Origin of the sequence: Celeribacter sp. PS-C1, assembly GCF_019429625.1 — a bacterium.
Taxonomy (GTDB): domain Bacteria; phylum Pseudomonadota; class Alphaproteobacteria; order Rhodobacterales; family Rhodobacteraceae; genus Celeribacter.
Map to the genome: position 1 here is coordinate 76,170 of NZ_JAHXRW010000012.1, position 25,848 is coordinate 102,017.

Sequence of the window (25,848 nt, forward strand, 5' to 3'; positions counted from 1 at the left end):
ACGACTTCCGCCGCGCGGGTCTTATTCCGCAGCTTCCGCCGCGCGGGCCCCACCATATTGATAATAAGCCGCGCAAGCGCCTTCGGAGCTGACCATCAAAGCACCCAATGGCATTTCGGGCGTGCAACCTTTGCCAAATTGCGGGCATCCCGTCGGCTTGAGCCGACCCGTCATCACCGCCCCACAGGCGCAGCCCTCAGGCTCTTGCACCGAGCGCTGGCCCGCCGCATAGCCGATGCCGAATTTCTCCTCGGCATCAAATGCACGGTATTTTTCACGGATTTTTAGGCCGGAATGATCAATTTCCCCCAGACCACGCCACTCAAACGAGGGCCGCATTTCATAGACATCCTCAATCGCAGCGATAGACACCGGGTTGCCGTGTTCCGGCACAACCCGCGCGTATTGGTTTTCGACCTCCGCCCGTCCGTCGCGGATTTGTTCCAGCACCATCATCACCGATTGCAAAAGATCGAGCGGCTCAAAACCGGCGACCACGATGGGTTTGCCGTAGTCCTCCGCGATGAAATCATAAGGATGCGTGCCGATCACCATGGACACATGGCCCGGCCCGACAAAACCGTCGAGCATCATATGCGGGTCATCCAGAAGCGCCTTGATCGGCGGCGGGACCGTGATGTGATTGCAGAAGACCGAGAAATTGGTGAGGTTCTCGCGCGCCGCCTGCTGGATCGAGAGGGCCGTCGAGGGCGTCGTGGTCTCGAAACCTAGCCCAAAGAACACCACTTCGCGATCCGGGTTGCGGCGCGCCAGTTCCAGCGCGTCCAAAGGAGAATAGACCATGCGAATGTCAGCGCCGGCGGCTTTGGCCTGCATCAGCGATTTCTTCTGTCCGGGCACACGCATCGCGTCCCCGAAGGTGGTGAAAATTACCTCCGGGCGTTCGGCAATCTCGACACATTCATCGACCCGTGCCATCGGCAGAACACAGACAGGACAGCCCGGACCGTGAATGAACTCGACCCCCTCGGGTGTCAGCTTGTCGAGGCCATAGCGAAAGATCGCATGGGTATGTCCACCGCAAATCTCCATGATGTAGACCGGCTTTTCCTTGGTCGCACCGATCTCATCCGTCAGCTCGGCAATCCGTGCCAAAAGCGCTTTTGCGGCTTTCGGATCCCGAAATTCTTCTGCGTATTTCATGCCCCTGCCTCCAAAGCCCGATCCCCTGCGGCCATAGCCTCATGCGCCTCTTGGGTTTCCCCCAGATCATGAAGCGCTTTCAAGGTGGCTGCGGCCTCATCTTCGTCGATGATCGCCATCGCGAAACCAACGTGGATCAAGGCCCATTTGCCAATCAACGCCTCAATGGCCCCGGTCAGAACCGGCGCGATGTTGACCTCGCGTTTGACGCCAGACACATCCGCCAAGGCCATCAGGCGCGTCTCATCAGTGATCTTGACGATCTGTCCCGGAATTCCCAGACACATGGCTTACTCCTCCTCACCCGATGTCGGCTCAGAACTGCGTTTCGGGTCGACCAACCCGTATCGTTCAATTTTGGCTCGCAGCCCGACGCGTGACAGCCCCAGCTCATTGGCGGCGCGGCTCTTGTTCCATTTCAAACGCGTCAGCGTCTCACGCAGAATGCGCATTTCGATTTGCTCGACTCGGTCTTTCAGCGTGCCGGTTCCGATCAAAACCCGGTCGACGGATGTTTCCGTTTCCGCATCGGACACAGGGCTCGCCTGCAGGATATGACGCGAGATCAGTTCCGGTCCCAAAAGCGCATCCTGCGAAAAGATCAACATCCGCACCATCTCGTTCTCAAGCTCGCGCATGTTGCCGGGCCAGTCGTATTCCGACAGGAATTGTAGCGCATCGTCCGAGAGACCGCTGACTGGTTTGCCATGTTTCTCGGCCATTTCGAACAAAAGGGTTTGCGCCAAAATCGCAAGATCCCCGACACGGTCACGCAGCGGCGGCACGGTCAACCCCGCCTTTGACAAGGCATAGTAAAGCTCGGAATTAAAGCGGCCTTCCGCGACCTCGATCCGCAGATCGCGCTCCGTTCCCGCCAAAAGCCGCACTTGAGAATGCCGCAACTCATGACCACCCACGGGACGAAACGCCCCATCGCGCACCGCCCGCAAGAGCAAAAGTTGCAAGCGTGGCGACAGGTTGGAGACGCCGGAGAGATAGAGCGTGCCCCTGTCCACCTTTTGGAACAACCCCGTCTTGTTGCTGGTCAGCCCGGGCAAGGCGCCGCGCCGCGCGCCGAAAAGTTCGATCTCCAGAATGTCGTCATCGACGGAGGAGCAATCGAATTCGAAATAGGGTTTCTCTGAGCGCAGGGAACTATAATGCATCGCGCGGGCCAGCTGACCTTTGCCCGTGCCGTTTTCGCCGGTGATCACCACGGGCACATCGAAGGTCGCGAATTGGCGCGCCTGTTCGATGACGGCATTCATCGGCGAATTGACCGCGCGCAGAACCGCCTCGAACCCGAGCCCCTCGCGCAGGGCTTTGCGCTGTTCCTCGATTTTCGCTTCCACAGAACGCGACAGATACCGCATTTCCAAGGACATGCGATCATGGTCGCGCGTCAAACGGAACAGGTCCGTCGCGTTTTTGGCCACCATCATCAGATGATCCGGGTGCCATGGTTTCGTCAGGAACTGATAGATCCCCGCATCGTTGATCGCAGAGATCATGTCGCCGGTTTCCGTGTAGCCCGTGATGATGATCCGCACCGTCTCGGGCCAGTGTTCCCGCACTTCGGTCAGAAACTCGACGCCGGTCGTGCCGGGCATGCGATGATCACAAAAGATCACCTGCACGAAATGCTCTTGCATCAGGCCACGCGCCTCTTCGGCACTCATGGCGGTCAGGCATTCGAAGTCGTCTTCGAGCGCCATGCGCATGGCGGCGAGGCTGTGTTCCTCGTCGTCAACCAAAAGGATCGTGGGCAACGGGTCCGACATGATCAGCCCTGCGCGACCGATGCTGCGGCCGGCTTTGCCGCAAGACGATCACGCAGCCATTGGACCCAAGCCTCCATGCCTTCGCCGGTCTTGGCCGAGATGCGCAGAATTTCGATGCCCGGATTAACACGCCGCAAGTTGGCCTCGTAGAGATCGAGATCGACATCGCAATAGGGAGCAAGATCGACCTTATTGAGCAGCGCGATCTCGGAGACGGTAAACATGTCGGGGTATTTCAGGGGCTTGTCTTCGCCCTCGGTCACCGAAATCACCGCCACTTTGCAATCTTCGCCCAAATCGAACCCGGCGGGGCAGACGAGATTGCCGACGTTCTCGATAAAGAGCATGGCGTTTTGACCCAGCGACAGATGCTCCATCGCGTGCCCGACCATATGCCCGTCGAGATGACAGCCCTTGCCGGTGTTGACCTGAACCGCCTTGGCGCCTGTCGCGCGGATGCGTTCGGCATCGTTGGCGGTTTGCTGATCGCCCTCGATGACGGCCAAAGGTTGGTCACCCAGCATCTCGATGGTCTTGCACAACAGCGTGGTTTTGCCTGAGCCCGGAGAGGAGACGAGGTTGATCGCAAAGCTGCCCAGAGCGGAGAGAGCCGCGCGGTTTGCCTCGGCGTAGCGGTCGTTCTTCGCGAGAATGTCCGTCTCGATCTCGATCAGCCGCTCTTGCGACATGCCCGGCACTTCGACGCCCGCAGGCCCCTGTCCGAAATGCATGTCATCACCGTGATGGTGGTGATGGTGGTCATGAGCGTGGCTGTGGCCATGGTTGTGGCTATGGTTGTGATCATGGGGGTGGTCATGATGATGACCGTGATCATGATGGTGACCGTGGCCCTCCACACTCGCCGTTCCGCATCCGCATACAGTACACATCAGAGCACCTCCAAGTCCTTGATCCTCATTTCGTCGCCCCCGATGGGCATCAGCTTGCCCCCGCCACAGATCGGGCAGAGGTCGAGCCGGTTCTCGATTTCAACCTGCTTCATACAGTCGTAGCACATCGCAGCCCCTGGCAGGTCGATCATCTCCAAGATCGCGCCTTCGGCGACAGAGCCGCGCATCACCACCTCAAAGGCAAACTCAAGTGCGGGCTTTTCCACCCCTGCGAATTTGCCGATCTCGACGCGCACGGTTTTCACGCCGCTGAATTTGTTTTTCACGGCAGCATCCTCGATCACCGAACGAATGCCTTCGCAAAGCGACATCTCATGCATGCCTCCGTCCTCCGCTCAAGGTCACGGGGCTGCACGGGTCGAGCACATCGACCACAAGCGGCGCCAGCGCGTGTTTCGCCTCGGGCAGGCTGGCCAAAGACTGCGCCATAATCCCACCCGGTGCCATCATGTGATCGGTCGGCGTGACGCGTTCGAGCTGCGTGACGACACCCGCCTCGACCTGCGCCCGCATCGCATAGGCGCCGCGTGAGGCGGGGACGACGACCCACCCTTGGGCGAGTCTCTTGGGCGCGGGCATATCGCCGTGCGCAGAGGCCGCGAGATCCACCATCCGCGCCACGGCCCGCCACAAGGGACCGCGACCCTGCGACGTCTCAAGGGCCAGCATCAGCGGATGCGTGGACTGCCGCGCCGCCACGGAGTTTTCGCAGGCGCCGGCCTGCGTCACGTATTGATCGGTCACAGCCCCGACCTGCGCGGTGGCCTCTCCGGGGTCGAAAAGCCCTCTGAGGCGGCGCAAAACAGCCCCGAGGCCCTTGTCACTTTGAAGAAATGCGTCGAACTCCACGGAGGTCTCAGGAAGGCGTGCTGGCAACAGAGCGTCAGCCCCCTGAGCGATGGGCAGCGGGTCCAGCCCGAGGTGTCGAGGCAAGATGACCCCCAGGCGCACCAGATGATCGCGCGCAAAATCCTGTGCCAAAGTGGCCGTCATATCCCCCCTGACCGGCAGGCCCAGCGCCATGTTCACGGCGAGCTCCTGAGCGCTCCGGCACAGGTTGAACACCCGAGGCACCAAGGCCGCCACCTCTTCGACAGGCTTGCCGATCACGAGCTTGGCCACCGGCAAAGCTGGGGGCAGCGTCGCGCGCAAATCGCCTGTGTCGAACGCGGTGACAGACATAGTTTATTCGGTCTCCTCGGTGGCAATCACGTCTTTGGGCTCTGATGTTTCGCTCAGCCCGGCGGTCAAAATCTGACGGCGCGTCGGCGCGTCGGACATCACCTCTGCACGGCTTTCACGCTCAGCCGCCTCGCGTTCAGCCGCCTCGGCTGCGGCCAACTCCTCTTCGCGTGCCGCCCGGATGTCCGCGCTGCGATCCGTCTCAGCCCGGTGTTCTTCCTGAAACAGGGCGACCATCACCGCGTTGCCAACGTCAACGGCCTGTGCCTGTGTTTTGAAATCCCCCATGGGAGAGAACAGGGAGCAGGCCTTATATCCGCCCGTTTGCTCGCGCGTGTTGTGGATGAATTCATAGTCCCCGGAGGGAAAAGACAAGACCTCTTTTTCGCCCGCCTTGAGGCCATCCCAATCCTCGCCTTCGCCCGGCAAGAGGACGAGATTCATGAACCACGGCGAAATCAGAACGCCCAAGGGCCGCCCCTCATATTCCATGAACCCCACGGCCTGCACATGCAGCACCTTGTTGACGATCGGAACGTCGCGCATCTTGGCGTGCCAAACCTCGGTGAAATCGCGGACCAAAGCCTCGGTGCGCCGCGCCAGCCGGGCCGCGGCCTGCATCGCGTCCGAGCCGGGGTCTTCGGAGACGAGAAATTGTTCCTTGGGCGCATCGCAATTGGGGCATTTCCAATCGTCTGGCAAGGCGAGAAACGGGGTGCCGGGGAGCACTTGCCGCGTGTCGTCCCCCTCTGCCGGATCGTAGGGCGTCCAGCAGATTTTGCACTCCATGATCGCCTGATCGGAGATTTTATCATTGGCCCCGAGAAAGGACCCCTCGAACCCGATTGTCGCCCCAGCCCCGTTCATTGGATGGCCTCCAACACTTCGCGAAGACGCTCGCCGCTGTCGATCAAGTCCTCATTGGCCGCCAGCGCCACTTCGGGCATCTCGGTGACCTCGAACGTGTCGAGAATGAGCGTGTCCATCGAATTAAAGAACTGCACGCGCCAAACATGCGGCAAGGCCGTCGCTGTCACCCGGCAATTGCCGTAGCCCCGCGACAAGATGTCGGTCGCGCCCTGCCCCAAAGCGACGTCGAGCCAAACAAGGTCTTCTTCGGTATGAGGCAAAAGCGTCAGGTTGATCACATGTGCGTCCGCGCCGGGCACATAGGCTTTGGATTTGTCCTCAAGCTCGACCAGAAGCGGCGGCGCGTTGACCACTGCCGGATTGCGCGGCGCATCTGCGCCCTGCCCGGCCCGCATCGGTTTGAAAGCCGAGGTTCGCGCAATGCGCGGCACGCTCCCGACTTCGATCGCATCAAGCCCCGCAGCCTGAAGCATCCAGACACCGGCGAAGACGCTTTCCTGAACCTTGATCGACGGCAGGCCCCGCACTTTCATCGCTACCTCGCCCGACCCCATCGTTTCCGCGATCAGGGCGCGGTTCGGCGCATCGAGTTTCGAGAGATCGAAAGGTTCGACATCGACGCCCTCGGCCACCTGAACGCAGGCCTCGGACAGACAGGCAAGCAGATCAAGCGCTGGCTTCAGCTCATCGCTGAGCTCCACTTCCGGATAATGCGTCGTATAGGTCCGCATATCCTGAGGCATCTGCATGTATTCAAGCTCGGTCCCATCCTCTTCGGGCGGCTGCGATCCGGGACCATATCCCATGGGCGGCAATTGGAAGTTATTGACCATCTGTGTCTCCCTCAGGCTCTCTGGCTCAGGCGGTTTCTGGTGTCGGCATCGCGAGGATTTGCGCGATGCGGCTCATGTAATCGTCCCAATCCCTCACCTTGGGAATGCCCGCGAGAAAGACGCCTTCGCGGTAGAACAACAGAGACGGGGTTTTCAGCACGCGGGTCGCCTCGCGCAGCTTTGCCTCAATCGGATCGGCGACGACGGCACAGTCGAACTTGCCCTGAAAGGTCAGTTTAAGCTCCGGCAGGATCACCGCCACATCGGCCGTTTCCAGATTGCGTTTCGCGTCTCCCGGAATGAACAGGACATGCACGCCCGGACGGTTGGTGAAGTCGGCGACATCGTGGTCCGTCTCCAAAAGCGGCCAGCCCATCTCCGTGGTCAGGCGATCAATCAACGGGTGGCTCATGCGGTGGTCTCCCCTTTGGCGAGTGCGGCCTGCAGATGCGGCGGCAATTGTGGTTCACGGTTGTCGAGATCGGCGAAAGCATCGCCCAGATCACGTCCTTCCATCAGGGCGGCCAATCCGCCCAGAGCCTTTTGAATTTTGAGGGCTTCCTCTTCCGAAATCACCTCGCGAGCGGTTCCGAGAAAGGTCAGAACCCAGGTGCCCGGTTCGACCGGCCCCGTGAGGGCGAGATCGATCAGGTGTTTCTGCTTGCCGTCAAACGCGGTCGCGGCAAGGTCCTCGCGAAAGAGGATTTGCATGGGAACACCGACGCACATGTCAGACGCCTTGCGGCAAGAAACGGTCGTCTCCGACACGACAGGCCTCGTCCTCGGAGGGGCGCCCCTCTTCGTAGGCCCCGCGCAGGATCGACGGATCGGCGAGATCATTGCTCTCGGTCCGGCCTTCGCGCACCTCGATGCCGAGCGCGCGCAGTTTTTCGACCGCGATGGCGAGCGCGGGGGCGATCTGGGCAGCGACGACATCGCGAAGGCCGCCACCATAATCTTCAAGCTCTTCGGGCTGACAGCCGATCAGGATCAGTTTCTCTGGACAATAGCCCATGAGTTGGGCCGTCGCGATGACATCCTGGAACCCCGTCTGGTGCAGGGACATTTTCTTGGCGCCCATAAAAGCCGGAACCTCGTCGTCTTCGACGATTTTCAACGTGCCCGGCGTCAGGCCGTAATCCACGGCGTCGAACACCAAAAGCGTGTCGACCTCTTCGAGAAACGGCAAAAGGTAGAGACCCTGCGTGCCGCCATCGAGCAGCCGCACCTCCGGCCCGAACGCATAGCTTTCCGCCAGAGTTTCGACGCAGCGCACGCCGAACCCTTCGTCCGCCCAAAGGACATTTCCGATCCCAAGAACAAGAACCTTAGCAGTCATCTGCTCTTCCTCCCGTCACATCCACAGCTTTCGTCGCGCGTTTTGCGTCTTTCAAAAGGTGGATGGTTTATTTCCGATATTTGCGTTCACCGATCATAGGCTTTCTGATTTTCACCTTCACCGAATTTTCGGAATACAATGGAATACCGTTAAGCCATGAAAAACACTTGAAAATTTCACCTACTCGGCTCCCCCGGCCAAAAATGAGTGACATTTAACTTTCCACCTTTAGTAAAAAATGGAAACCATAAATACACAAAAGGCGGAGCATTGCTCCGCCTTTCCCGAATGTTCGCCTGACTCGCCCCCTCACTCGGGGCGCGTGTCCTTGAACGTCCGCGTGCCTGAAATCATCGTCGAGACCATGGACTGGCGCGACAGGATGTCTTCGCGGATGGCGGCGTAGATGTGGATGATCATGAAGACCACGATGAACCACATGCCGAGGTGATGCACCGAATGCACGATCTGGCTGTTGCCAAAGAGCGTAAGGACCCAGCCTGCGGCATGATCCGCAAAGCTACCCTGCCCCGTGCCTTCGGAATAAAGCGCCCATCCGGTCAGGATCATAAAAGTCAGCCCGAGCGTCATGAAAAAGAACATCGCCGTCTGCGCCAGAGGGTTGTGGCCCACATATTTCTTCGGCTCTTTCTCAAGGAAGGCGTACCATTTCAGCTCGAACACAACCTCCTGCCACCAGCGTTTTTTCCAGACCGGAAGATAGAACAGCTGTTTGGCGTGATGGTTGCCCACAAACGCCCAATAGATGCGCCCGAAAAAACCCACCGTGACGATCATACCCGCCGCGAAATGCCCGAAACGGATGTAGCCCATGACGAATTGATGCGTGGCTTCGGCGATCTGCATCGACGGCAGAGGCGAGGCGATGAACCAACCGGTGATACAGAGAATGGTGATCGCCAGCGCATTGACCCAGTGCCAAACCCGAACCGGCCATTCATAGACGAAAACCGAGGTCTGATTGCGGATGCTCTCGATATCCTCGTCCCGTGCGTCCCCGGTCAGCCGCGAGGCCTCCATCGGCAGCGGCATGTTGGGGTTCGGATGGTGAATGGAGTCATGATCCGCCATCGTCACTCCTCCTTGCGCTTGGACGCCCGCGCTTTCACCGTGTTGACGATCAGCCAAACGACCACGGCCGCCACGCCGACCATCACAATATGCGCCTCCGTGTGGCCCTCAGCTCCCGGCAGAGTGGCGTGGCCCTCATGGGCCAGCGCAGGGGCGGCCAGCGCCGCGGTGATGGATGCGATTGCAAAACCAAGTTTCATGATATTTTCCTCCCTTAACGCACTTTGACCGTGGTCAGCTCATCGCCATCCGGCGACATGACGTGGGTCGAACAGGCCAGACACGGGTCGAAGCTGTGCAATGTGCGCAGAATTTCCACGGGCTCCTCCGGACGCTCCATCGGCGTGTCCAAAAGCGAGGCCTCGAAGGCGCCGATATTGCCCGCCGTGTCGCGGGGGCTGCCGTTCCAAGTGGTCGGCACGACGCATTGATAGTTCTCGATGCGACCGTCCTTGATCTTGATCCAATGGCCAAGAGCCCCACGCGGCGCTTCGGTCATGCCGACGCCTTTCGCTTCGGTGGGCCAAGTGCTTGGATCCCATTTCTCCACATTCGCCGTCGAGCTGTCGCCGTTCTTGATGTTGGTCACCAGCTTGTCGAAGAAGTGCTGCTGCAGACGCGAGCAATACTCGGATTCGAGCGCGCGTGCCGCGGTGCGGCCCAGCGTCGAGAACAGCGCATCGAACGGCAGATCCATCGTGCGCAACAGGCCGTCGACCTGCCCTTTGATGTCCTCGTGGCCCTTGGCATAGCCGATGATGTAGCGCGCGAGCGGCCCCACCTCCATCGCATGGCCTTTCCAACGCGGCGCCTTGATCCAGCTGTATTTCGCGGCCTCGTCCAGCTCCTGAATATTGGTGCGCGTGCCTTTGGCATTCGGCCCAAGCTCGTATTTCGGCTCTGTGATCCCGTCCCAAGGATGCAGCCCCTTGCCCGGTTCGCCATAGGTGTACCAGCTGTGGTCCACAAATTCCTGAACCTGCTCCGGATCGCGCGGGTCGACATCGTAAACGGTCGAGAGATCGCCATTGATGATCGCGCCGCGCGGCATGTGCAGCTGTTCGGCGGAGAAGTCATTCGGGTGCTCGGGAATATCGCCGTAGGCCAGACAGGCTTTCGACGCGAGACCGCCGCCATAGAGCCAGTTGCGATAAAAGCCGCCGATCGCGATGACATCCGGGATATAGACGTTGCGGTTGAATTCGAGCGTCTGCTGGATGATCGACTGAACCATGTTCAGCCGTTCCATATTGATCGCGCCGACACCGCCGACCCCATCGACATTGATCGGGCACGGCACGCCGCCCACCAACCAGTTCGGATGCGGGTTCTTGCCGCCAAAGATCGTGTGGACCTTGACGATTTCCTTCTGAAGATCAAGCGCCTCCAGATAGTGGGTCGTCGCCATCAGATCCGCTTCGGGCGGCAGTTTATAGGCCGGGTTGTCCCAATAACCATTCTTGAAAAGGCCAAGCTGACCGCTTTCAATGAATTTTTTCAGGCGGTTCTGCACGTCGCGGAAGTACCCCGGGGAGGAGAGAGGGTGCGACGGAGAAACCGCCTGCTGCAGCTCGGAGGTGGTTTTCGGGTCCGCCTTGAGGGCATTCACCGGGTTCACCCAGTCCAGAGCATGCAGATGGTAAAAGTGCACGATGTGATCGTGGATTTGCAGCGCGAGCTGCATGAGGTTGCGGATCGAGTTGGCGTTGTCCGGGATCATGATGCCCAGAGCATCCTCCACCGCACGCACAGAGGTCAGTGCGTGTGTGCCGGTGCAGACACCGCAAATGCGCTCGGTAAAGGCCCAAGCGTCGCGCGGATCGCGGCCTTTGAGGATCACTTCGAGACCGCGCCACATGGTGCCTGTGGAGACCGCGTTGCGGATCACGCCATTCTCATCGACGTTCACCTCACAGCGCATGTGACCTTCGATCCGGGTCACCGGGTCGACAACGATCCGCTGGCCGGAATTGTCGATGTTGAAACCGTTGGGAGTGCTGACCATGGTTTACGCCTCCTCTTTCTTTTTATTGTCTTGGACTTTGCGTTGCGCCGTTTTTAGCGCGGATACGGCGGCATGGGCGGCGACACCTGCGCCCACCACACCGGCGGCGGCGAGACCCACCTTGTCGGCATTGGCTTCGACGCCGAATTGCGTGAGATCGGTCACCCGGTCATAGAAAGACCCCTGATCCCAGAACCCGTCCTCGGAACAACCAATACAGCCGTGACCCGATTGAATCGGGAAGGACACGCCTTCGTTCCAGCGCACGGTCGAACAGGCGTTGTAGGTGGTCGGGCCCTTGCAGCCCATTTTGTATAGGCAGTAGCCCTTGCGCGCGTTTTCGTCGTCCCAGGCTTCGACAAACTGACCGGCATCGAAATGTGGCCGACGATAGCACTTGTCATGAATCCGCTGGGAGTAAAACATCGCCGGCCGCCCCTGGCGGTCGAGTGTCGGAAGTCGATCGAAGGTCAGCATATAGGTGATCACGCCGGTCATGACCTCGGCAATCGGCGGACAGCCCGGCACTTTGATGATCGGCTTGTCGGTGATGACCTTATGGACTGGCGTGGCGCGCGTCGGGTTCGGTTTCGCAGCCTGAACACAGCCATAGGACGCACAGGCCCCCCAGCTGATGATCGCTTTCGCGTGTTTGGCGGCATGGGTGAGCTGATCGACAAAGGGCTTGCCGCCGATGATGCAATACATCCCGTCCTCATTGAGCGGCGGATTGCCCTCCACTGCAAGGATGTAGTTGCCTTTATATTTCTCGATGGTCTCTTCCAGCGCCGCTTCGGCCTGATGCCCGGCGGCGGCCATCAGCGTGTCGTCGTAATCCAGAGAGATCATCGACAGCACCACGTCTTTCGCGAGCGGATGCGCGGAGCGGATGAAACTTTCAGAGCAACAGGTGCATTCCAACCCGTGGACCCAGATCACCGGCGTGCGCGGCTTGGTCTCCATCGCATGCGCGATCTTCGGCACAAAGGCGGGCGACAGGCCCAGAGCGGCCGCGGTCAGCGAACAATATTTCATAAAGGACCGGCGCGTGATCCCTTGTCGGCGCATGACGTCGTAAAACGTCTCGATCTGAGCCGCGGTCTTTTCCGTGGTCCCGGTCTCCGAAAAATCGGTCAAAATGCGTCCCTCCCTCGGCGAGTGATTGGGCCTTATGGCCACTTGCGAATGCGATGGCATACAATGCCTCGATCCTCAGTCTCGCCGGGAGAGGGGTGCAAAACAAACAGAGCGCGACAAACTGTCGTGTCTTATTTTTTGATTAGATTCAAAAAGATGCCAAAAGGGAGAACTGACATGGCGGGAAGCGTCTAACCGCCAGAACGCCGAAGCGGAAAGGAGCTTACCGCCCCTTCAAAGACGCCGTGCTGCGGCAACAAGAGCCTGTCCAAGCGCCAGACCACCGTCATTGGCGGGGGTTTTGGTGTGGATCAGAACGGGGGTGTTTGGCAGGGCGTCGCCCAACGACTTGAGTGTCAGGTCCAAGAGCAAAGCATTCTGGAAACATCCCCCCGACAAAGCCACCGCCTGCGCTCCCGTTCCGGCCATGGCCGAGAGCACAGCCCCCTCAAAGCACCGCACGAGCCACAGGTGAAATGCGAAGGCCAAATCGGCAACGCGAGCGCCCGCGTCGCGCTTGGCGACAAAATACCGGATCATCTCAGAGGGATCGAGCGCTCCACCCACCATCGACGCGACCGGCACCCCAATCGCAAGACTGTATCGCGACAAACCACCGGAGGTCCGCGCCAAGGCCTCAAGCCGCATTGCGGCCTCGCCCTCATAGCTTTGACGATCGACGCACATCCCAAGAATGGCCGCGACCGCATCAAAAAGACGCCCAACGCTCGACGACATCGGGCAATTCACGCCCTTTTCGACCGCCATCCGCGCCATCGCCAGAGGTTTGTCGGAAAATGCCTCATCGGCCCAATCTGACAGCCCCGCCTGATCCAGCCGCGCCAGAGCATTGCGCCACGGCTCTTTCGCCGCCATATCGCCCCCGATCAAGGGCGCGGGTTTGAGCCAAGCCTTGCGCTCTAATCCACGATAATCGCCAAGTAGGATTTCGCCGCCCCAGACCGTGCCATCGGTGCCAAACCCCGTGCCATCCAGAATAACGCCAACCACCTTGCCGCCCTCCAAAGGCCAGCCATTCTCGCCCAAACAGGCCGTCAGATGCGCGTGGTGGTGCTGCACCTCTTCGACCGGCAGACCTTTGGTTTGCGCATGGATCGAGGCGCGAAACCCCGGATGGAGATCACAGGCCACGACCTCCGGATGATGATCGAAAAGTTCGGCATAATCCGCGTCAGCCTTGAGAAACGCCTCGAAACACAGCGCATCGTCGAGATCGCCAAGGTGTTGCCCCAAAAGCGCCTGCCCGTCCTTGATCAGGCAAATCGCGCCCTTCATCTGGCCCCCATAGGCGGCAATCTGTGGCGCGGCCTCAAAGCCTTTGGGCAAGAGCAAGGTCCCCGGCACCCGCCCACGGGCACGACGCAGGACCATTGGCCCGTGTGGGGTGATCCGCTCGACCGAGTCGTCCATCCGCCGGGCGATGTCGCGATCATGCATCAAAAAAGCATCGGCAAAGTCGGATAGCTTGTCCAAGGCTTCCACGTTGCCGATCACCTGCGGCTCTCCGGACAGGTTGCCCGAGGTCATCACCAAAGGCCCGCCCACCGCCGCAATCAACAGGTGATGCAACGGTGTGTAGGGCAACATCCAACCCAATGTGTTCTGCCCCGGCGCGATCCCATCGGGCATCTGCCGCGCGGTCAGCAAGACGATGGGCGCCGCCGGATCGCGCAAGAGCGCCTCTTCAGACACGCTCACCTCACACCAGTCGCGGATCATGTCCATGGTGCCCATGAGAGCAAAGGGCTTGGCCGGTCGATGCTTGCGCTGCCTGAGCCGCACAACCGCCTCGGCGTTCCGCGCGTCACAGGCCAGATGAAACCCACCCAAGCCCTTCACCGCGATGACGTCTCCATTGCACAGCAAGCGGGCCGCCCGAGCAAGCGGCTCTCCTTCGCCTTTTGGCTCAAGCCACAGCTGAGGCCCGCAGTCCGGGCAAGCCACCGGCTGGGCGTGAAAGCGGCGATCTTCGGGGGTGTCGTATTCCGCGCGACAAGCCGCGCACATCTCGAAAGGCGCCATGGTCGTGTTTCCGCGATCATAGGGCAGCCGTTCGACGATGGTGAACCGCGGACCGCAATGGGTGCAGTTGGTGAACGCATATCCGGCCCGGCGCTCCTTGAGATCAAAGACCTCTTGACGACAGGCCTCGCAGGTCGCCGCATCGGGCGTCACACGGGTGCGGGCGGCGCCGGCTTGGGAGGCCACAATTTCGAACCCCTCCGCCGCGCCTTGAATGTCACGACACTCGACCGCGTCGATCCGCGCCAACGGCGGCATTTCTGCGCGCAACCGCTCTTCAAAGCCTTTCGCCTCACCGAACAGGCGGATCAGCACACCTTCGGCATCGTTGCGCACATCTCCGGTCAGCCCCATGTCACGCGCCAGCCGCCAGACGAAGGGCCGAAAGCCCACGCCCTGCACCTGACCGCGCACCCGGATCTCAAGGCCGGTATCATCTCCTTTGGGCTTCAAAGACTTACATCCTCAATGAACCGTGCAGACCATGCAGGGGTCAAAGGAGCGCACGATATGCTGCACCGAAATGGGCGTGTCCTCGCCCGCGCGAACCGGCGCGCCGACCAGAGCCGCCTCGACGGGTCCCGGCACGCCTCTTTCGTCTCGCGGCGAGAAATTCCACGTCGTCGGCGCGATGATCTGATACGAGGTCACACGCCCGCCCTCGACACGCATCCAATGCCCCAACGCGCCACGCGCCGCTTCGACCAGACCGACGCCTTCGCCGTCGCTCGGCAGTTTGACATGGCGCATAAACGGCGCGCGCGGATCGATGGAGGCCAGAAGGCGCTCCATCTCGACCTGTGTCCGGGCCAGTTCCAAAACGCGGCCCAGAACGCGCGCCCGCACGGAGCCCTCCCGCGCCAGCGCCTTTGCCAAAGGATGGCCATCAATCGCCTGCCGCGAGAGCGCGCCGGTTTCATAGGTCAGCCCGGCAAGACGCGGCGCCTTGCACCAGCTATAGGCCTCATCGCGCATCTCTTCATCCGGGCGGGTCATGCCGTTCGACGGATGTGCCGCCTCGCCCAGCATCCAGCTGTGCGAAATCTCCTCGACGATCTGCTCGGGATGCAAGGGGCCGGAGGTGCCGTCCACAAGCGTGCCACGTTCAAACACCGGGCCGCTGGGCGAGGGATAGGCCCCAAAAGAGAGATAGCGCCCGGACGCAAGCCCTGAGCCTTCGAGCGACAAATCCTGCGCAATGTTCAAAAACAGAGCGATATCGCCGGTCTCCCACCCGCTCACCTGATCGAGGGTCTCCAACTCCAGAAACCGTTCCAACGGCGCGCCGAACATCACCTCTTCGAGATAGCTGCGAAAGGCGGCGAGATCGGCCGACAGGCGGACCTTGTCACGGGCAGAGGGCGCGCGCGTCACGCCTCCCGGCTGGATCGCCAAGGTGTGCGGCCACTTGCCGCCCAAAAGCCCCACAATATGCAACAGCCCGGCGCGGGCCTCGGTCGCGCGTTTCAGCGCCGATCCTTTGGCCGCCGTAAAGCGGTCCAACGCGCGCCCGTGCCAAGGCCGGTCGGCATACACAGGGCGCGCGAAATCCGGCATAAAGAAGAGATTGAAATGCATGAGATGGTCGGACACGTTTTCGACCATATGCAAAAGCTGGGCGACCTTCGCGCCTTCCGGACTGGGCGTTTTGCCCGCAAAATCCGCAAGCGCCATCGCGGCCGCCATGGATTGACTGATCGAGCAAATGCCACAGATGCGCGGCACGATGGTGAGCGCATCCATCGGACCTTTGCCCTCCATGATGCGTTCAAACCCGCGAAACAGCGGCGAATTGGCATAGGCCGCCGCGACCCGGCCATCCTGCACGTCGAGACGAAGCTCAAGATCGCCCTCAACACGATTGAAAGGGCCAACCAGAAGGGTCGTGTTGTCAGTCATTCTTGCGGCTCTTCACTGAGGGAGGAACGAGGATACGGTCGGCGGTCGCGTTCCGCGCGACACGCTCAGGGGTCGCACGTTTCGACAAAGAGGCCAGCGCCATGAACCAGGCTTTCGGCATATCGGTCGGCAGGCCCACGGGGATGCCCGCGAATTTCGGGGTCTCGGTAAAGCCATGCCCCGGCTCTTCGAATTCTGGCGCCGTGCAGTTGATGCAAGGGTAGCCCGCCCGCGTGCAGCTGCCTTCGCCGTTCCAAAGTCGGATGTTGCAATCACCCACTGCCTGCGTGCCAATACAGCCGAGATGCTCCATCATACAGCCCATCTGGCTCAACTCCTCAGCCGAGGCTTTGTATTCGTAGAATTCGTTCTTAGTGCAGGCATGGTGCACCAGATTATCTGCGAAAAAGCGCGGTCTGGCGTAGCTGTCGAGATCCTCCGCGCCCAAGGCGTCGCTGGCCAAAAGCATCAAAGTTTCGGTCACCCAATCGGGATGGGTCGGACAGCCGGAGATATTGATCACGGGCAGACCCGCGCGGGACCGAAACGTCGCGGGCAAGGCCGCGCCGCTGTGGCGCCCGTCGTATTGCACGCCCGTGGCATCGGACGGATTGTCCCCTGCAGAGGTCACACCGCCATAGGTCGCACAGGTGCCGACAGCCACCACATGAGCGGCTTTCGGAGCGAGGCTTTGCACCCAATCGAGCATCGAACGCCCGGTGCCCCCGAGCATGTGGTAGCGCCCTGTGCCTTTCGGCCCATGAATGATCGAGCCTTCGATGCAGAGAATGTCGAGCGTCTGAGACCCGTCCTCAATGGCCTGCAACAGATCACGCACCTCCGCCCCGCTCGCCTCAGAGAGCGACGGGTGCCACAGGAACTCAAGCCCTGCAGCATCAAAAAGGTCCATGAGGTTGGGACTTTCGGCACAGAGCAGCGACATGGTGCAGCCACCGCAGCCCCCCGATTGCAGCCAGAGGATATTCAACGCTGATCCCCTCTCTTGAGCGCGAGGCGGAAACAGGCGCCTTGGGAGATCCCCTGCACATAGCTGAGCGTCCCGCCATGTTCTTCGACGATCTTTTGAGAAATCGAAAGACCGAGCCCCGTGCCACGCCCCACCGCTTTCGTGGTGAAGAACGGGTCGAAAATCGCGGCACGCAGGTCTTCGGGCACGCCCGGCCCGTTGTCGCAGACCTGCATGACGGCCATCTCGCCTTCGTAAGACAGCCGAACCTGAATCTCCGGAGCCTCGATGGCCTCCATCGCGTCGGCGGCGTTCTGAACCAGATTCATGATCACCTGCTGAACATGGCCCGAACGCCCCAGCGCCATGCAGGTGCTTTCGCCCGTCACTGTGATTTTCATCTGACGCTTCAGGCCGCGCTGCACCCATTGCGCGCCGATCTTGGCGGTTTGCGTCAAATCGAAGGGCGCCACCTCTCCCGATCCTTCGGCGGACAGTCGGCGCAGGTCTTCGACGATGTCGCGCACCCGCTCGGCCCCGTCCCGCGCACCCTCGATGGCGACACGCAGGTTTTTCAGATCACGTTCGAGTTTGAGTTCCGCGCGCAAGGCGACAAGCTCTTCGCGGCTCGCGCCCGATTGCACCTGCTCGAAATAGGACTCAAAGCGGTCGAGGTATTTTTGCAGGCTATGGGTGTTGGCATAGACAAAGGAAATCGGGTTGTTCAACTCATGCGCCACGCCCGCAAGCAACCGCCCCAGAGAAGCCAGCTTTTCAGTGCGCACCAATTGGGTCTGCGCCTGTTTCAACTCTTCATGGCTGCTTTCAAGTTCACGATAGGCCTGACGCAATTCGCCGAGCGGCCGACCGGTCAGGATAAACCCGCTGATCCGTTTGCGCCGGTCCAGCCGAGGCGCGACGCGAAAGTCCACCGGGCTCGCCCCATTCAAGGTTTCGAGATCGACTTCAAAGGTCTGTTCCACCTTTTCACGCGCGACTTCGGACATGGCCGCACTCATGCGATCACGCATCTCGCCCTCAAAGAACCCCACGACGGGCCGCCCGATCAACGCGTCCTTATCGCCACCAATGGCGGCACAAAAGGATTGGCTGAGATCGGCGATGAACCCGTCCTTGTCCGTCACGACGAGATAATCGGAGATCGAGGTCATGATCGACCGCAGGAAGCTGCGCAGCGTGGAAAGTTCTGTATTTCTGGCTTCCAGCTGTTCCTGATAATCGACCAACTCGGCATAGGTCTTGTCCACGGCGTCGAGCACATCGACCCACGCCGCGTCATCGAAGCCGGGCTTTAGCTCATCACCCAGTCGAGAGGAAATATTCGTCATCTGATCGCCTCCGGTGCCTAAGCGTGTCAGGCAAGACACTGGGACGCAATAGGAAATGCCGCCCGGCTTTGGCGCATATGGCAAATGAGACAATCCGGCGCGGGCATTCCATGAACGCCCTGTCGCCAAAGGGGGAGCATTCGGTCATCGCAAAAGACCAAAATGCACCCCCAACTCTTTGTCGGTCAGTCTTCGTCTCGGGAAGGGGCTTGGGATAGAGAACTCAAGCCTCCTCCAACTCCTGTGTCTTGGCCTTTTTCAATTTCCAGCGCTGCACCAGCACCGCGATGCCGCCGGGTTCGAAGAGCATCATCCCAATCGCAGCTGCGCCGAGGATGATCATATAGATCGGCCCGTAACCCGAGAGGTTCTCCCGAAGAAGCACAAAGAGCACGGCGCCAATGATCGGCCCGATGATCCGCCCCATGCCGCCGATCACGACCATGAAGATGATGAACACCGTCCAGTCGGTCAAGCTGAAAGAGCCGCTCGGATTCACCCGCAGTTTTTGCAGCGTATTCACAGCGCCGAGAAGCGACAGGAACGCGCCGGAGACCACAAAGAGCATCGCCTTAACCGCATTCGGATTGACGCCGAGCGCCATGGCCGCCGTTTCATTGTCCCGCATCGCGCGGAGCGAATAGCCACGGCGCGAGTGCATCACGAGGATGATCAGAAAGATCACGAGAACCAGAATGGCAAAGCTGAGCCAGTAAATGTTCTCAACGCGCGACGAGGTGCTGGCCCCGAAGGCCTTTACAATCTGCGGACGCAAGCTGATGCCAGAGCCGCCGCCAAAGCCCGGAAGTTTGCCGGCCACCAACATGAAGACCTCCGCCAGCACCCAACTGCCGATGGCAAAATAGGCAACGCGCATGCGGCTCAGGATTGCAAAGACCGGAAGCGACAGCAACGCACCGAAAGGCAGTGTCAGCGCCATGCTCAGGAACGGGTTCAGCCCCAGATGCGTCGTCAGGCCAAAGAAGGCGTAGCCCCCAGCACCGACAAAGGCGTGCTGACCGATCGAGACAACGCCGCCGAACCCGGCCAACAGGTTCCACAACTGAGCGACGGACATGATGATAAACAGATCGGTCAAATAGCGCATGGTGCCATTGTCCACGAAGAACGGGAGCGGAACCATGACAGCCACGGAAAGACCAAGGACTGCAAGAGGAAGCTTTTGGGATCCAGAAGTCATGATGTCACCCGTCATTTTTGGGGAAGAGGCCGCGCGGACGCAGGATGAGAAGGATCAGAAAGACCAAATGGCCGGACAGCACCTGCCATGAGGCATCGATCTGCGCGCCCAACATCTGCGCAATGCCAATGATGACCCCGCCAACCAAGGTGCCCCACATGGAGCCAAGACCACCGATCACGATGGCTTCGAAGGCGGTCAACAGGCGCGTCGGACCGCTGGCCGGATCAAAGTTCCCGCGCACGGACATGAGCATCGCCGCGATGGCAACGGTCACCATCACGATGACAAAGGCCTTTCGAAACACCGCACGCGTATCCAGCCCCAGCATGGCGGCGTTCGCCTCGTTGTCCGACACCGCCCGCAGGGCGCGCCCGAAAGAGGTGCGGTAGATCATCAACTGCAACCCTCCGATGAGGGCCACGGCGGCCCCGAAGATCAACAGAGAGAAGACCCCCACATGCAGATCGGGAAGGATTTCAACGCTGGCTTGTTCCAAACGCCCGATGCTGAGTTTTTGCGGGTCGGCGCCAAATCCGAGCAGCATCAAGTTCTGCAAGATGATCGACAGACCGAAGGCGACAAGAAGCGGGATCAGCGGATCGTGCCGCGGCACGAATTCGAAAAGTCCCCGCTGGAGAAACCACCCCGCACCCGCCGCAAGAAGCAGCACCGCAGGCGCGGCCACGACGATGGAAACCCCGAAAAAATCGGTCACCGTCAGACCGACGTAGGCCAAGAGGACGATCAAATCGCCATGCGCGATATTCACGATCCGCATCACGCCAAACACCAGGCTCAGGCCCAGCGCGTAGAGCGCGAAGAGGCCGCCCAAAAGCGTGCCCTGCACAAGAGTATTTACCAGTTCCACGTCTATCTCCCAAAATAAGCTTGCGCGACACGCGTCTCATCCGCCTCATCGGAGGCCCCGGACAACGACACATGGCCTTCGAGCAGGCAGTAGTACCGGTCGGAAATTTCCAACGCTTTGCGCATGGCCTGTTCGACCACGAGGATCGCCAAACCTTCGGACGCAAGTTTGATCAGCTGCTCGTAGAGGCGCCCGATGATGGTCGGGGCGAGGCCGAGGCTGATCTCGTCGCACAAAAGCACACGCGGGTTGGTCATCAACGCGCGCGCGATCGCAATCATCTGCTGCTGGCCGCCCGAGAGCATCGTCCCGGAAATGTGGCGTTTGGGAACGAGGTCCGGGAACAGCTCATAGATGTGATCAAGCGTCCACGGGTCTTTGCCGTGGAGCTGACCCAATTGCCCGCCCAAAAGGATATTCTCTTCGACGCTCAGCGACGGAAAAATACGCCGGCCCTCCGGCACGAGACCGATCCCGGCATGAACGATGTCCGGCGGCGTCAGGCCCAAAAGCTCGCGCCCGTCGAGTGTGATGCTGCCTGTCGCCTCACCTTCGGTGCCACAGATGCCCCGGATCAGCGAACTTTTCCCCGCCCCGTTCGCCCCGATGACGGAGACGATTTCACCGGCGTCGATGTCGATGTCCATGCCGTGCAAGGCGGCGAACTGGCCGTAGTTCAGATGAAGATCCCGAATGCTTAACAACGCGCTCATACTTCCGCCTCCGCTCCGAAATAGAGGCGGCGCACTTCGGCGTTCTCCAAAACCTCATCAATCTGCCCCCGCACGACAATCTGCTTGTCGGCGAGCACTGCGACTTCGTCGACAAACCGCGTGAGCGCATGGACGACGTGTTCGATCCAGATCACGGCCGTGTCGCGCCGCACGACCTTTTGCAAAATGTCGAGAAGGGTGTCGCATTCCGCCTCGGTCAATCCGCCCGCAATCTCATCGAGCAACAAAAGCTTGGGCTTCATCGCCGCCGCTTTCGCCAGCTCCAGACGTTTGAGGTCCAACAAGGCCAAAGACTTGGCCAACTTGTCCCGGTGATCCCCGAGCCCGGTCATCTCCAGAATGTCATGCGCGCGATCACGCGCCTCATGCAGCCCTAAGCCCGCGCCAGATGTGCATCCGACAATCACGTTTTCAGCGACAGTCATGTCGCCAAACGGCTGTGGAATTTGAAAGGTGCGCCCGATGCCGCGCCGACAAGCGTTCCAAGGTTTCATTTGCACCAGATTGTGGCCTTCGTAGAGCATCTCACCGCCGGTCGGACGGTGCAGGCCGGAAATCAGGTTGAACATCGTGCTCTTGCCCGCACCATTTGGGCCGAGAATGCCCAGACGGGCCCCTGGCTCAAGCGTGAGGCTGACATCATTGAAGACCTCGATGCCGCCAAAGGCTTTCGAGACCCCTCGAAGTTCGAGAAGTGGTTTCAAGATTTTCTCCATCGCGTTGGAAAGAGGCCCCTCAACCCGCCCTGCGGATTGAGGGAGAGACTCAATACGTCAAAGGCTGCACTTCGCCTTGAACGGGAACCTCTGGCGCAAACTCATTGTCGCAAATGACCAGATTCAGCGGGAACTTGTCGCCTTTGACCCATTGACCACCCGCAGTCGGCGTCATGCTCGTATTCGGGAGCGGACCCGTCTGGAAGTTGATCGGCCCCACGACGGACACCATATCGGTCTCGTTGAAGGCGGCCTGGATCGACGCCGGATCGTCGAGATCCTGCACCCGCTTGAGACCATCGAAAATCACTTCGAACAGCGAGTGGCGATAGGCGAGCGGCATCGACCATTGGCGCCCGGAAGCCGCCTCATACTCATCCGCCAACTCCTGAGAACTCTGCCCAGTCATGGTCGAGGCATAGGGATAGCTCGGCGCCCACCAGACCTCGGTGATCAGCCCTTCGGCACGCGCCCCAAAGGGTTCGATCGCGGCCGGGAATTGAACAGTCTTCCCGGCATAGACCAATTTCGGCTGGAATTTCTGCTGGGCGGCCTCGTTCCAGAAAGTCGTGAATTCGGGCGGCGGAATGACACCGTAGATCAAATCGACGCCGTCGGCCTTGAACTGTGAGACCGCTGCGGCATAGGAACTCAGCGGCATGTCAAACCGGCCCGGATCCGACAGGCCATAACCGAGGCTTTCGAACAGCGGTGGATAGCTTTGCGCGAAGGCATTGCCGTCGCCATCGTTCGGCCAGAGCGCGCCGACCATCTTGTCGGACGCGATTTGCCCGAACATGTTGAGGTTCGTGCCCGCCGATTGCGTGCCGGAAAAGAAGAAATGGTTCGTCCATTCAAAGCCGACGTCGGGATCGCCCCCGCGCGCTTGGAAATAAGGTTCAAGCGGCGTGTCGTTGGTGACACAGGGCACGCCATTCAACTCGCACATATCCGAAACCGGTACGGTGGTTTCGGGGGTCGCGGCGGCGATCATCAGATCGACGCCCTCGTCGAGGATCAGTTCGGCCGCGACTTCGGACGCTCTGTTCGGGTTCGACTGGCTGTCCCGCAAAAGAATTTCAAAAGGGATCTGGCGCCCGTCGATGGTCAGTTGACCGCCGGTCGCCTTTTGCACCTGTCCGAGCACGAAATCGACGTGCTCCGAGAAAAAGGCCAAAGGCCCGGTCTGCGGCATGACCATGCCGATCTTGATGGTCCGCTCCGCTGCAAAGGCTGGGCTGTAAAGACCCACTGCTGCCGCAGAGGCCGCCCCTGCTTTCAGAAATCCTCTTCGATTTAGGTGAGCTATGTTGTGCGTTTTCTTATTCATAGTTTTCTCCTCTCTTGGTCTCCCGGTCTCCTCCGGCCGGGAATTCCGTATTCAATCAAGCAACCGAGTAGCCTCCATCCACGGGGATACTGACGCCAGTGATGAATTTTGATGCGTCGGAGGCCAGAAAGACCGCCACACCGGCAAGATCTTCGGGTTCTCCCCAACGGGCGGCTGGTGTGCGTGCCAACACCCGTTCGTTCAGGCCTTCCATCTCACGACGCCCTTGCGCGCCGAGGCCCGTATTGATCCACCCGGGCAAGATCGCATTGACTTGAATGTCTTGTTCGGCCCAGGCCACGGCGAGGCTCTTGGTCAGCTGCACCACGCCCCCTTTGCTGGCGGCATAGGCGGGGACTTCGCCCGCACCGAAAATCGAATACATGGAGCCGATATTGATGATCTTTCCACCGCCATCGCGCAGGCTGTCATAGGCCAGCTTGGAGAGATGGAAGACGCTGCGAAGGTTCACGGCGACGTTGAGATCCCATTGCTCCATGGTCATCTCTTCGGGCCGACAATGAATGCCGATGCCCGCGTTGTTCACCAGAATGTCCAGCCGCCCGAAGCGCTCAAGCGTCTTGGCCATCAGGGCCTCGGCCTGCTCGGTTGACGTCACATCGACGGCCAGCCCCATCGTTTCCGATGACGTTTCGGTCGCCAATCTCTGTGCCACGGCCTCCGCTTCGGCGCCATTCAGGTCCGCGATGACCACATTCGCACCTGCACGGGCCAGCGCTGTCGCGATCCCCAAACCGATGCCCGACGCACCGCCGGTGACCACCGCGACACGTCCCGTCACGTCAAAAAGTGTGCTTTGCATAGTTCCTCCTGTTCGGTTTCAGCCGTTCGGCTGTACCAAAATCTTGATTTCTTCCGGTCGCCCCCAAAGCGCCTCGAAGCCGTCCTCCACGGCTCTGTCCAACGGCACCTTTCGGGTGACGATCTGCGCAGGCGCGAACCGGCCCATCGCGATGTGGTCCATAAGATCCGGGTAGCAGTCACGATACCCGAGCGTCGTCAACAGGCTCACTTCCCGATTGACCATGTCGAAGAGGTTCATCTGGGCCGTCTCAACGAATAGGCCCGCGAGAATAACTTTGCCGCCTTTCCGCGTCGCCGTGAGCGCGGCATCCAGCGCCGATTGCACGCCCACCGCCTCGAACACCACGTCAAAGTGATTGGGCGCAAGGGTCTCGTCGCGCGGTGAGAACGCCCTGTCCGCCCCCAATGCCAATGCCTTGGCACAACGGGCCTCGGACATGTCGGTCGCCACGATCTCGGACGCGCCGAACAGTTTTAGGAGCTGGACCAGCAGAAGACCAATCGGCCCTGCCCCAACCACAGCACAGCGTGCGCCGTAGACTTCGCCCGCGCGGTTGATCGCGTGGCGCGCGACCGCAGCCGGCTCGAGGAGCGCGGCGTCCTCGAAGGACACCCCGTCCGGCAATCTGTGCAACATATAGGCGGGAATGACGGCTTCTTGCGCCATGCCGCCATGCCCCATCAGCCCCGCAAAGCCCCAATCGTCGCAGAGATGGTAGTCCCCGCGCGCGCAAGCCGTGCAGACACCGCACCGATATTCCGGCTCGACCGCAACGCGATCACCGAGAGCGACAGACTGCACATCAGACCCGACCTCAATGACGGTTCCGCAAAACTCATGTCCGATCACAAGCGGCGCCTTCACGCCGGAGAGACGGTGCGGCGTTACCGTCGGGATGGCCTGCGGCCCCTGCGCATATTCATGCAGGTCACTTCCGCAAATCCCGCAATAGGCCACGGACAAACGCACCTCATCCGGTGCAAGCGGAGGACGCTCACGCGCCTCCACCCGCAAATCCCGCCGCCCATGCCATTGAAGGGCGAGATGGCTCACCGGATGAGGCCATCAATGTAATCTGCGCCGATCCCGATTTTCTCGTAATGATCGCGGCACATTTTCAGGTAATCGTGGACATCCATGTAGCCGTCAACTTCACCGTCTTCGTCGAGCCAAAGGAGCGGCCCCTTCACGATGAAAAATGCGCGCATCGGATCCGGATGGTCATAGGCCACAAGCGTGTGACCCTCGCCCGGAGACTCGTAGATGAAATCCCCTGCCGTCGCGGTCCAGTCGTGCTCAAGATAGCCCCACTTGCCGCTGATCGTGTATGCGAACACTTCATGCGGGTGATAGTGACGGTTCACGAGCCCTGCCTCTTTCGCCATCAGGATATCGCACCATTTGTTCTGGCTCGGAGAAATCCAGAGGGGCCGGGAAGAAACGGTGTCGGTGAAAGGCACGAAATATTTTTCGTCCGCGTCAGCGACATTGCTCATATAGACATCGCGACCGGCGTCCGGTTTGAACACCTCTGCGATGGGTTTGATTTCTTTCCAAAACTCGTTCACTGCAGCTTCAGGCATTTTTCCTCCAATTTT

General features: G+C 60.3%; 27 protein-coding genes. All 27 read right to left on the reverse strand.

Annotation, left to right across the window (positions count from 1 at the left end; all coding sequences use genetic code 11):
- Window positions 1-21: 21 nt before the first annotated feature.
- The 27 genes from hypD to J5Y17_RS16015 all read right to left on the reverse strand — a co-directional run bounded on the left by hypD (window position 22) and on the right by J5Y17_RS16015 (window position 25,833).
- Complete coding sequence (gene hypD, locus J5Y17_RS15885) at window positions 22-1,164, reverse strand: hydrogenase formation protein HypD (protein WP_219786441.1); 1,143 nt, start codon at window positions 1,162-1,164, stop codon at window positions 22-24.
- Complete coding sequence (gene hypC, locus J5Y17_RS15890; protein WP_219786443.1) at window positions 1,161-1,451, reverse strand: HypC/HybG/HupF family hydrogenase formation chaperone; 291 nt, start codon at window positions 1,449-1,451, stop codon at window positions 1,161-1,163. The genes hypD and hypC overlap by 4 nt, the downstream gene beginning before the upstream one ends.
- 3 nt (window positions 1,452-1,454) lie before the next feature.
- Window positions 1,455-2,945: a sigma-54 dependent transcriptional regulator gene (locus J5Y17_RS15895; protein ID WP_219786444.1), complete on the reverse strand. Its 1,491-nt coding sequence runs from the start codon at window positions 2,943-2,945 to the stop codon at window positions 1,455-1,457.
- A 2-nt stretch (window positions 2,946-2,947) separates the two neighbouring features.
- Complete coding sequence (hypB, locus tag J5Y17_RS15900; protein ID WP_219786446.1) at window positions 2,948-3,835, reverse strand: hydrogenase nickel incorporation protein HypB; 888 nt, start codon at window positions 3,833-3,835, stop codon at window positions 2,948-2,950.
- Window positions 3,835-4,176, reverse strand: a complete 342-nt coding sequence (gene hypA / locus J5Y17_RS15905) for a hydrogenase maturation nickel metallochaperone HypA (protein WP_219786448.1) — start codon at window positions 4,174-4,176, stop codon at window positions 3,835-3,837. Before hypA ends, hypB begins: the two co-directional genes overlap by 1 nt.
- Window positions 4,169-5,038 carry a hydrogenase expression/formation protein HupK gene (locus tag J5Y17_RS15910; protein WP_219786450.1) on the reverse strand — a complete coding sequence of 290 codons (870 nt, stop codon included), beginning with the start codon at window positions 5,036-5,038 and terminating at the stop codon, window positions 4,169-4,171. The genes hypA and J5Y17_RS15910 overlap by 8 nt, the downstream gene beginning before the upstream one ends.
- A 3-nt stretch (window positions 5,039-5,041) precedes the next feature.
- Window positions 5,042-5,905, reverse strand: a complete 864-nt coding sequence (gene hybE / locus J5Y17_RS15915) for a [NiFe]-hydrogenase assembly chaperone HybE (protein ID WP_219786451.1) — start codon at window positions 5,903-5,905, stop codon at window positions 5,042-5,044.
- Window positions 5,902-6,741, reverse strand: coding sequence for a hydrogenase expression/formation protein (locus J5Y17_RS15920; RefSeq protein ID WP_219786454.1), 840 nt, complete (start codon window positions 6,739-6,741; stop codon window positions 5,902-5,904). The genes hybE and J5Y17_RS15920 overlap by 4 nt, the downstream gene beginning before the upstream one ends.
- A gap of 25 nt (window positions 6,742-6,766) precedes the next feature.
- Window positions 6,767-7,153 carry a hydrogenase accessory protein gene (locus J5Y17_RS15925; protein ID WP_219786456.1) on the reverse strand — a complete coding sequence of 129 codons (387 nt, stop codon included), beginning with the start codon at window positions 7,151-7,153 and terminating at the stop codon, window positions 6,767-6,769.
- Window positions 7,150-7,470 (reverse strand): HypC/HybG/HupF family hydrogenase formation chaperone, encoded by a 321-nt coding sequence (locus J5Y17_RS15930; protein WP_219786457.1) that lies wholly within the window; start codon window positions 7,468-7,470, stop codon window positions 7,150-7,152. The genes J5Y17_RS15925 and J5Y17_RS15930 overlap by 4 nt, the downstream gene beginning before the upstream one ends.
- Window position 7,471: 1 nt before the next feature.
- Window positions 7,472-8,080 carry a HyaD/HybD family hydrogenase maturation endopeptidase gene (locus J5Y17_RS15935; RefSeq protein WP_219786459.1) on the reverse strand — a complete coding sequence of 203 codons (609 nt, stop codon included), beginning with the start codon at window positions 8,078-8,080 and terminating at the stop codon, window positions 7,472-7,474.
- Window positions 8,081-8,389: 309 nt separating this feature from the next.
- On the reverse strand, window positions 8,390-9,172 hold the full coding sequence (gene cybH / locus J5Y17_RS15940) for a Ni/Fe-hydrogenase, b-type cytochrome subunit (protein WP_219786461.1): 783 nt from the start codon (window positions 9,170-9,172) through the stop codon (window positions 8,390-8,392).
- 2 nt (window positions 9,173-9,174) lie between these two features.
- Window positions 9,175-9,372 carry a hypothetical protein gene (locus J5Y17_RS15945; RefSeq protein ID WP_219786463.1) on the reverse strand — a complete coding sequence of 66 codons (198 nt, stop codon included), beginning with the start codon at window positions 9,370-9,372 and terminating at the stop codon, window positions 9,175-9,177.
- 14 nt (window positions 9,373-9,386) lie between these two features.
- Complete coding sequence (locus J5Y17_RS15950; protein ID WP_219786465.1) at window positions 9,387-11,177, reverse strand: nickel-dependent hydrogenase large subunit; 1,791 nt, start codon at window positions 11,175-11,177, stop codon at window positions 9,387-9,389.
- A 3-nt stretch (window positions 11,178-11,180) separates the two neighbouring features.
- Window positions 11,181-12,314 (reverse strand): hydrogenase small subunit, encoded by a 1,134-nt coding sequence (locus tag J5Y17_RS15955; RefSeq protein ID WP_255572146.1) that lies wholly within the window; start codon window positions 12,312-12,314, stop codon window positions 11,181-11,183.
- A 234-nt stretch (window positions 12,315-12,548) separates the two neighbouring features.
- The gene (gene hypF / locus J5Y17_RS15960; protein ID WP_255572147.1) at window positions 12,549-14,810 is read right to left on the reverse strand and encodes a carbamoyltransferase HypF; all 2,262 of its coding nucleotides are present in this window, start codon (window positions 14,808-14,810) and stop codon (window positions 12,549-12,551) included.
- A gap of 12 nt (window positions 14,811-14,822) precedes the next feature.
- Window positions 14,823-16,256: a nickel-dependent hydrogenase large subunit gene (locus J5Y17_RS15965; protein WP_219786467.1), complete on the reverse strand. Its 1,434-nt coding sequence runs from the start codon at window positions 16,254-16,256 to the stop codon at window positions 14,823-14,825.
- Window positions 16,249-17,244, reverse strand: a complete 996-nt coding sequence (locus J5Y17_RS15970; protein ID WP_219786469.1) for a HupU protein — start codon at window positions 17,242-17,244, stop codon at window positions 16,249-16,251. Before J5Y17_RS15970 ends, J5Y17_RS15965 begins: the two co-directional genes overlap by 8 nt.
- A complete protein-coding gene (locus J5Y17_RS15975) occupies window positions 17,241-18,572 on the reverse strand; it encodes an ATP-binding protein (protein ID WP_219786471.1) in 1,332 nt (443 codons plus the stop codon). Before J5Y17_RS15975 ends, J5Y17_RS15970 begins: the two co-directional genes overlap by 4 nt.
- A gap of 223 nt (window positions 18,573-18,795) precedes the next feature.
- The gene (locus J5Y17_RS15980; protein WP_219786473.1) at window positions 18,796-19,773 is read right to left on the reverse strand and encodes a branched-chain amino acid ABC transporter permease; all 978 of its coding nucleotides are present in this window, start codon (window positions 19,771-19,773) and stop codon (window positions 18,796-18,798) included.
- 4 nt (window positions 19,774-19,777) lie between these two features.
- Window positions 19,778-20,644 carry a branched-chain amino acid ABC transporter permease gene (locus J5Y17_RS15985; RefSeq protein ID WP_219786474.1) on the reverse strand — a complete coding sequence of 289 codons (867 nt, stop codon included), beginning with the start codon at window positions 20,642-20,644 and terminating at the stop codon, window positions 19,778-19,780.
- A 2-nt stretch (window positions 20,645-20,646) separates the two neighbouring features.
- Window positions 20,647-21,357, reverse strand: a complete 711-nt coding sequence (locus J5Y17_RS15990; protein ID WP_219786476.1) for an ABC transporter ATP-binding protein — start codon at window positions 21,355-21,357, stop codon at window positions 20,647-20,649.
- Window positions 21,354-22,082 carry an ABC transporter ATP-binding protein gene (locus J5Y17_RS15995; RefSeq protein WP_219786478.1) on the reverse strand — a complete coding sequence of 243 codons (729 nt, stop codon included), beginning with the start codon at window positions 22,080-22,082 and terminating at the stop codon, window positions 21,354-21,356. The genes J5Y17_RS15990 and J5Y17_RS15995 overlap by 4 nt, the downstream gene beginning before the upstream one ends.
- 61 nt (window positions 22,083-22,143) lie before the next feature.
- Window positions 22,144-23,424 (reverse strand): ABC transporter substrate-binding protein, encoded by a 1,281-nt coding sequence (locus J5Y17_RS16000; protein ID WP_219786510.1) that lies wholly within the window; start codon window positions 23,422-23,424, stop codon window positions 22,144-22,146.
- A gap of 55 nt (window positions 23,425-23,479) precedes the next feature.
- Complete coding sequence (locus J5Y17_RS16005; RefSeq protein WP_219786480.1) at window positions 23,480-24,247, reverse strand: SDR family NAD(P)-dependent oxidoreductase; 768 nt, start codon at window positions 24,245-24,247, stop codon at window positions 23,480-23,482.
- 18 nt (window positions 24,248-24,265) lie between these two features.
- A complete protein-coding gene (locus J5Y17_RS16010) occupies window positions 24,266-25,303 on the reverse strand; it encodes a 2,3-butanediol dehydrogenase (protein ID WP_219786482.1) in 1,038 nt (345 codons plus the stop codon).
- Window positions 25,300-25,833, reverse strand: coding sequence for a 2,4'-dihydroxyacetophenone dioxygenase family protein (locus J5Y17_RS16015; protein ID WP_219786484.1), 534 nt, complete (start codon window positions 25,831-25,833; stop codon window positions 25,300-25,302). Before J5Y17_RS16015 ends, J5Y17_RS16010 begins: the two co-directional genes overlap by 4 nt.
- Window positions 25,834-25,848: the final 15 nt, after the last annotated feature.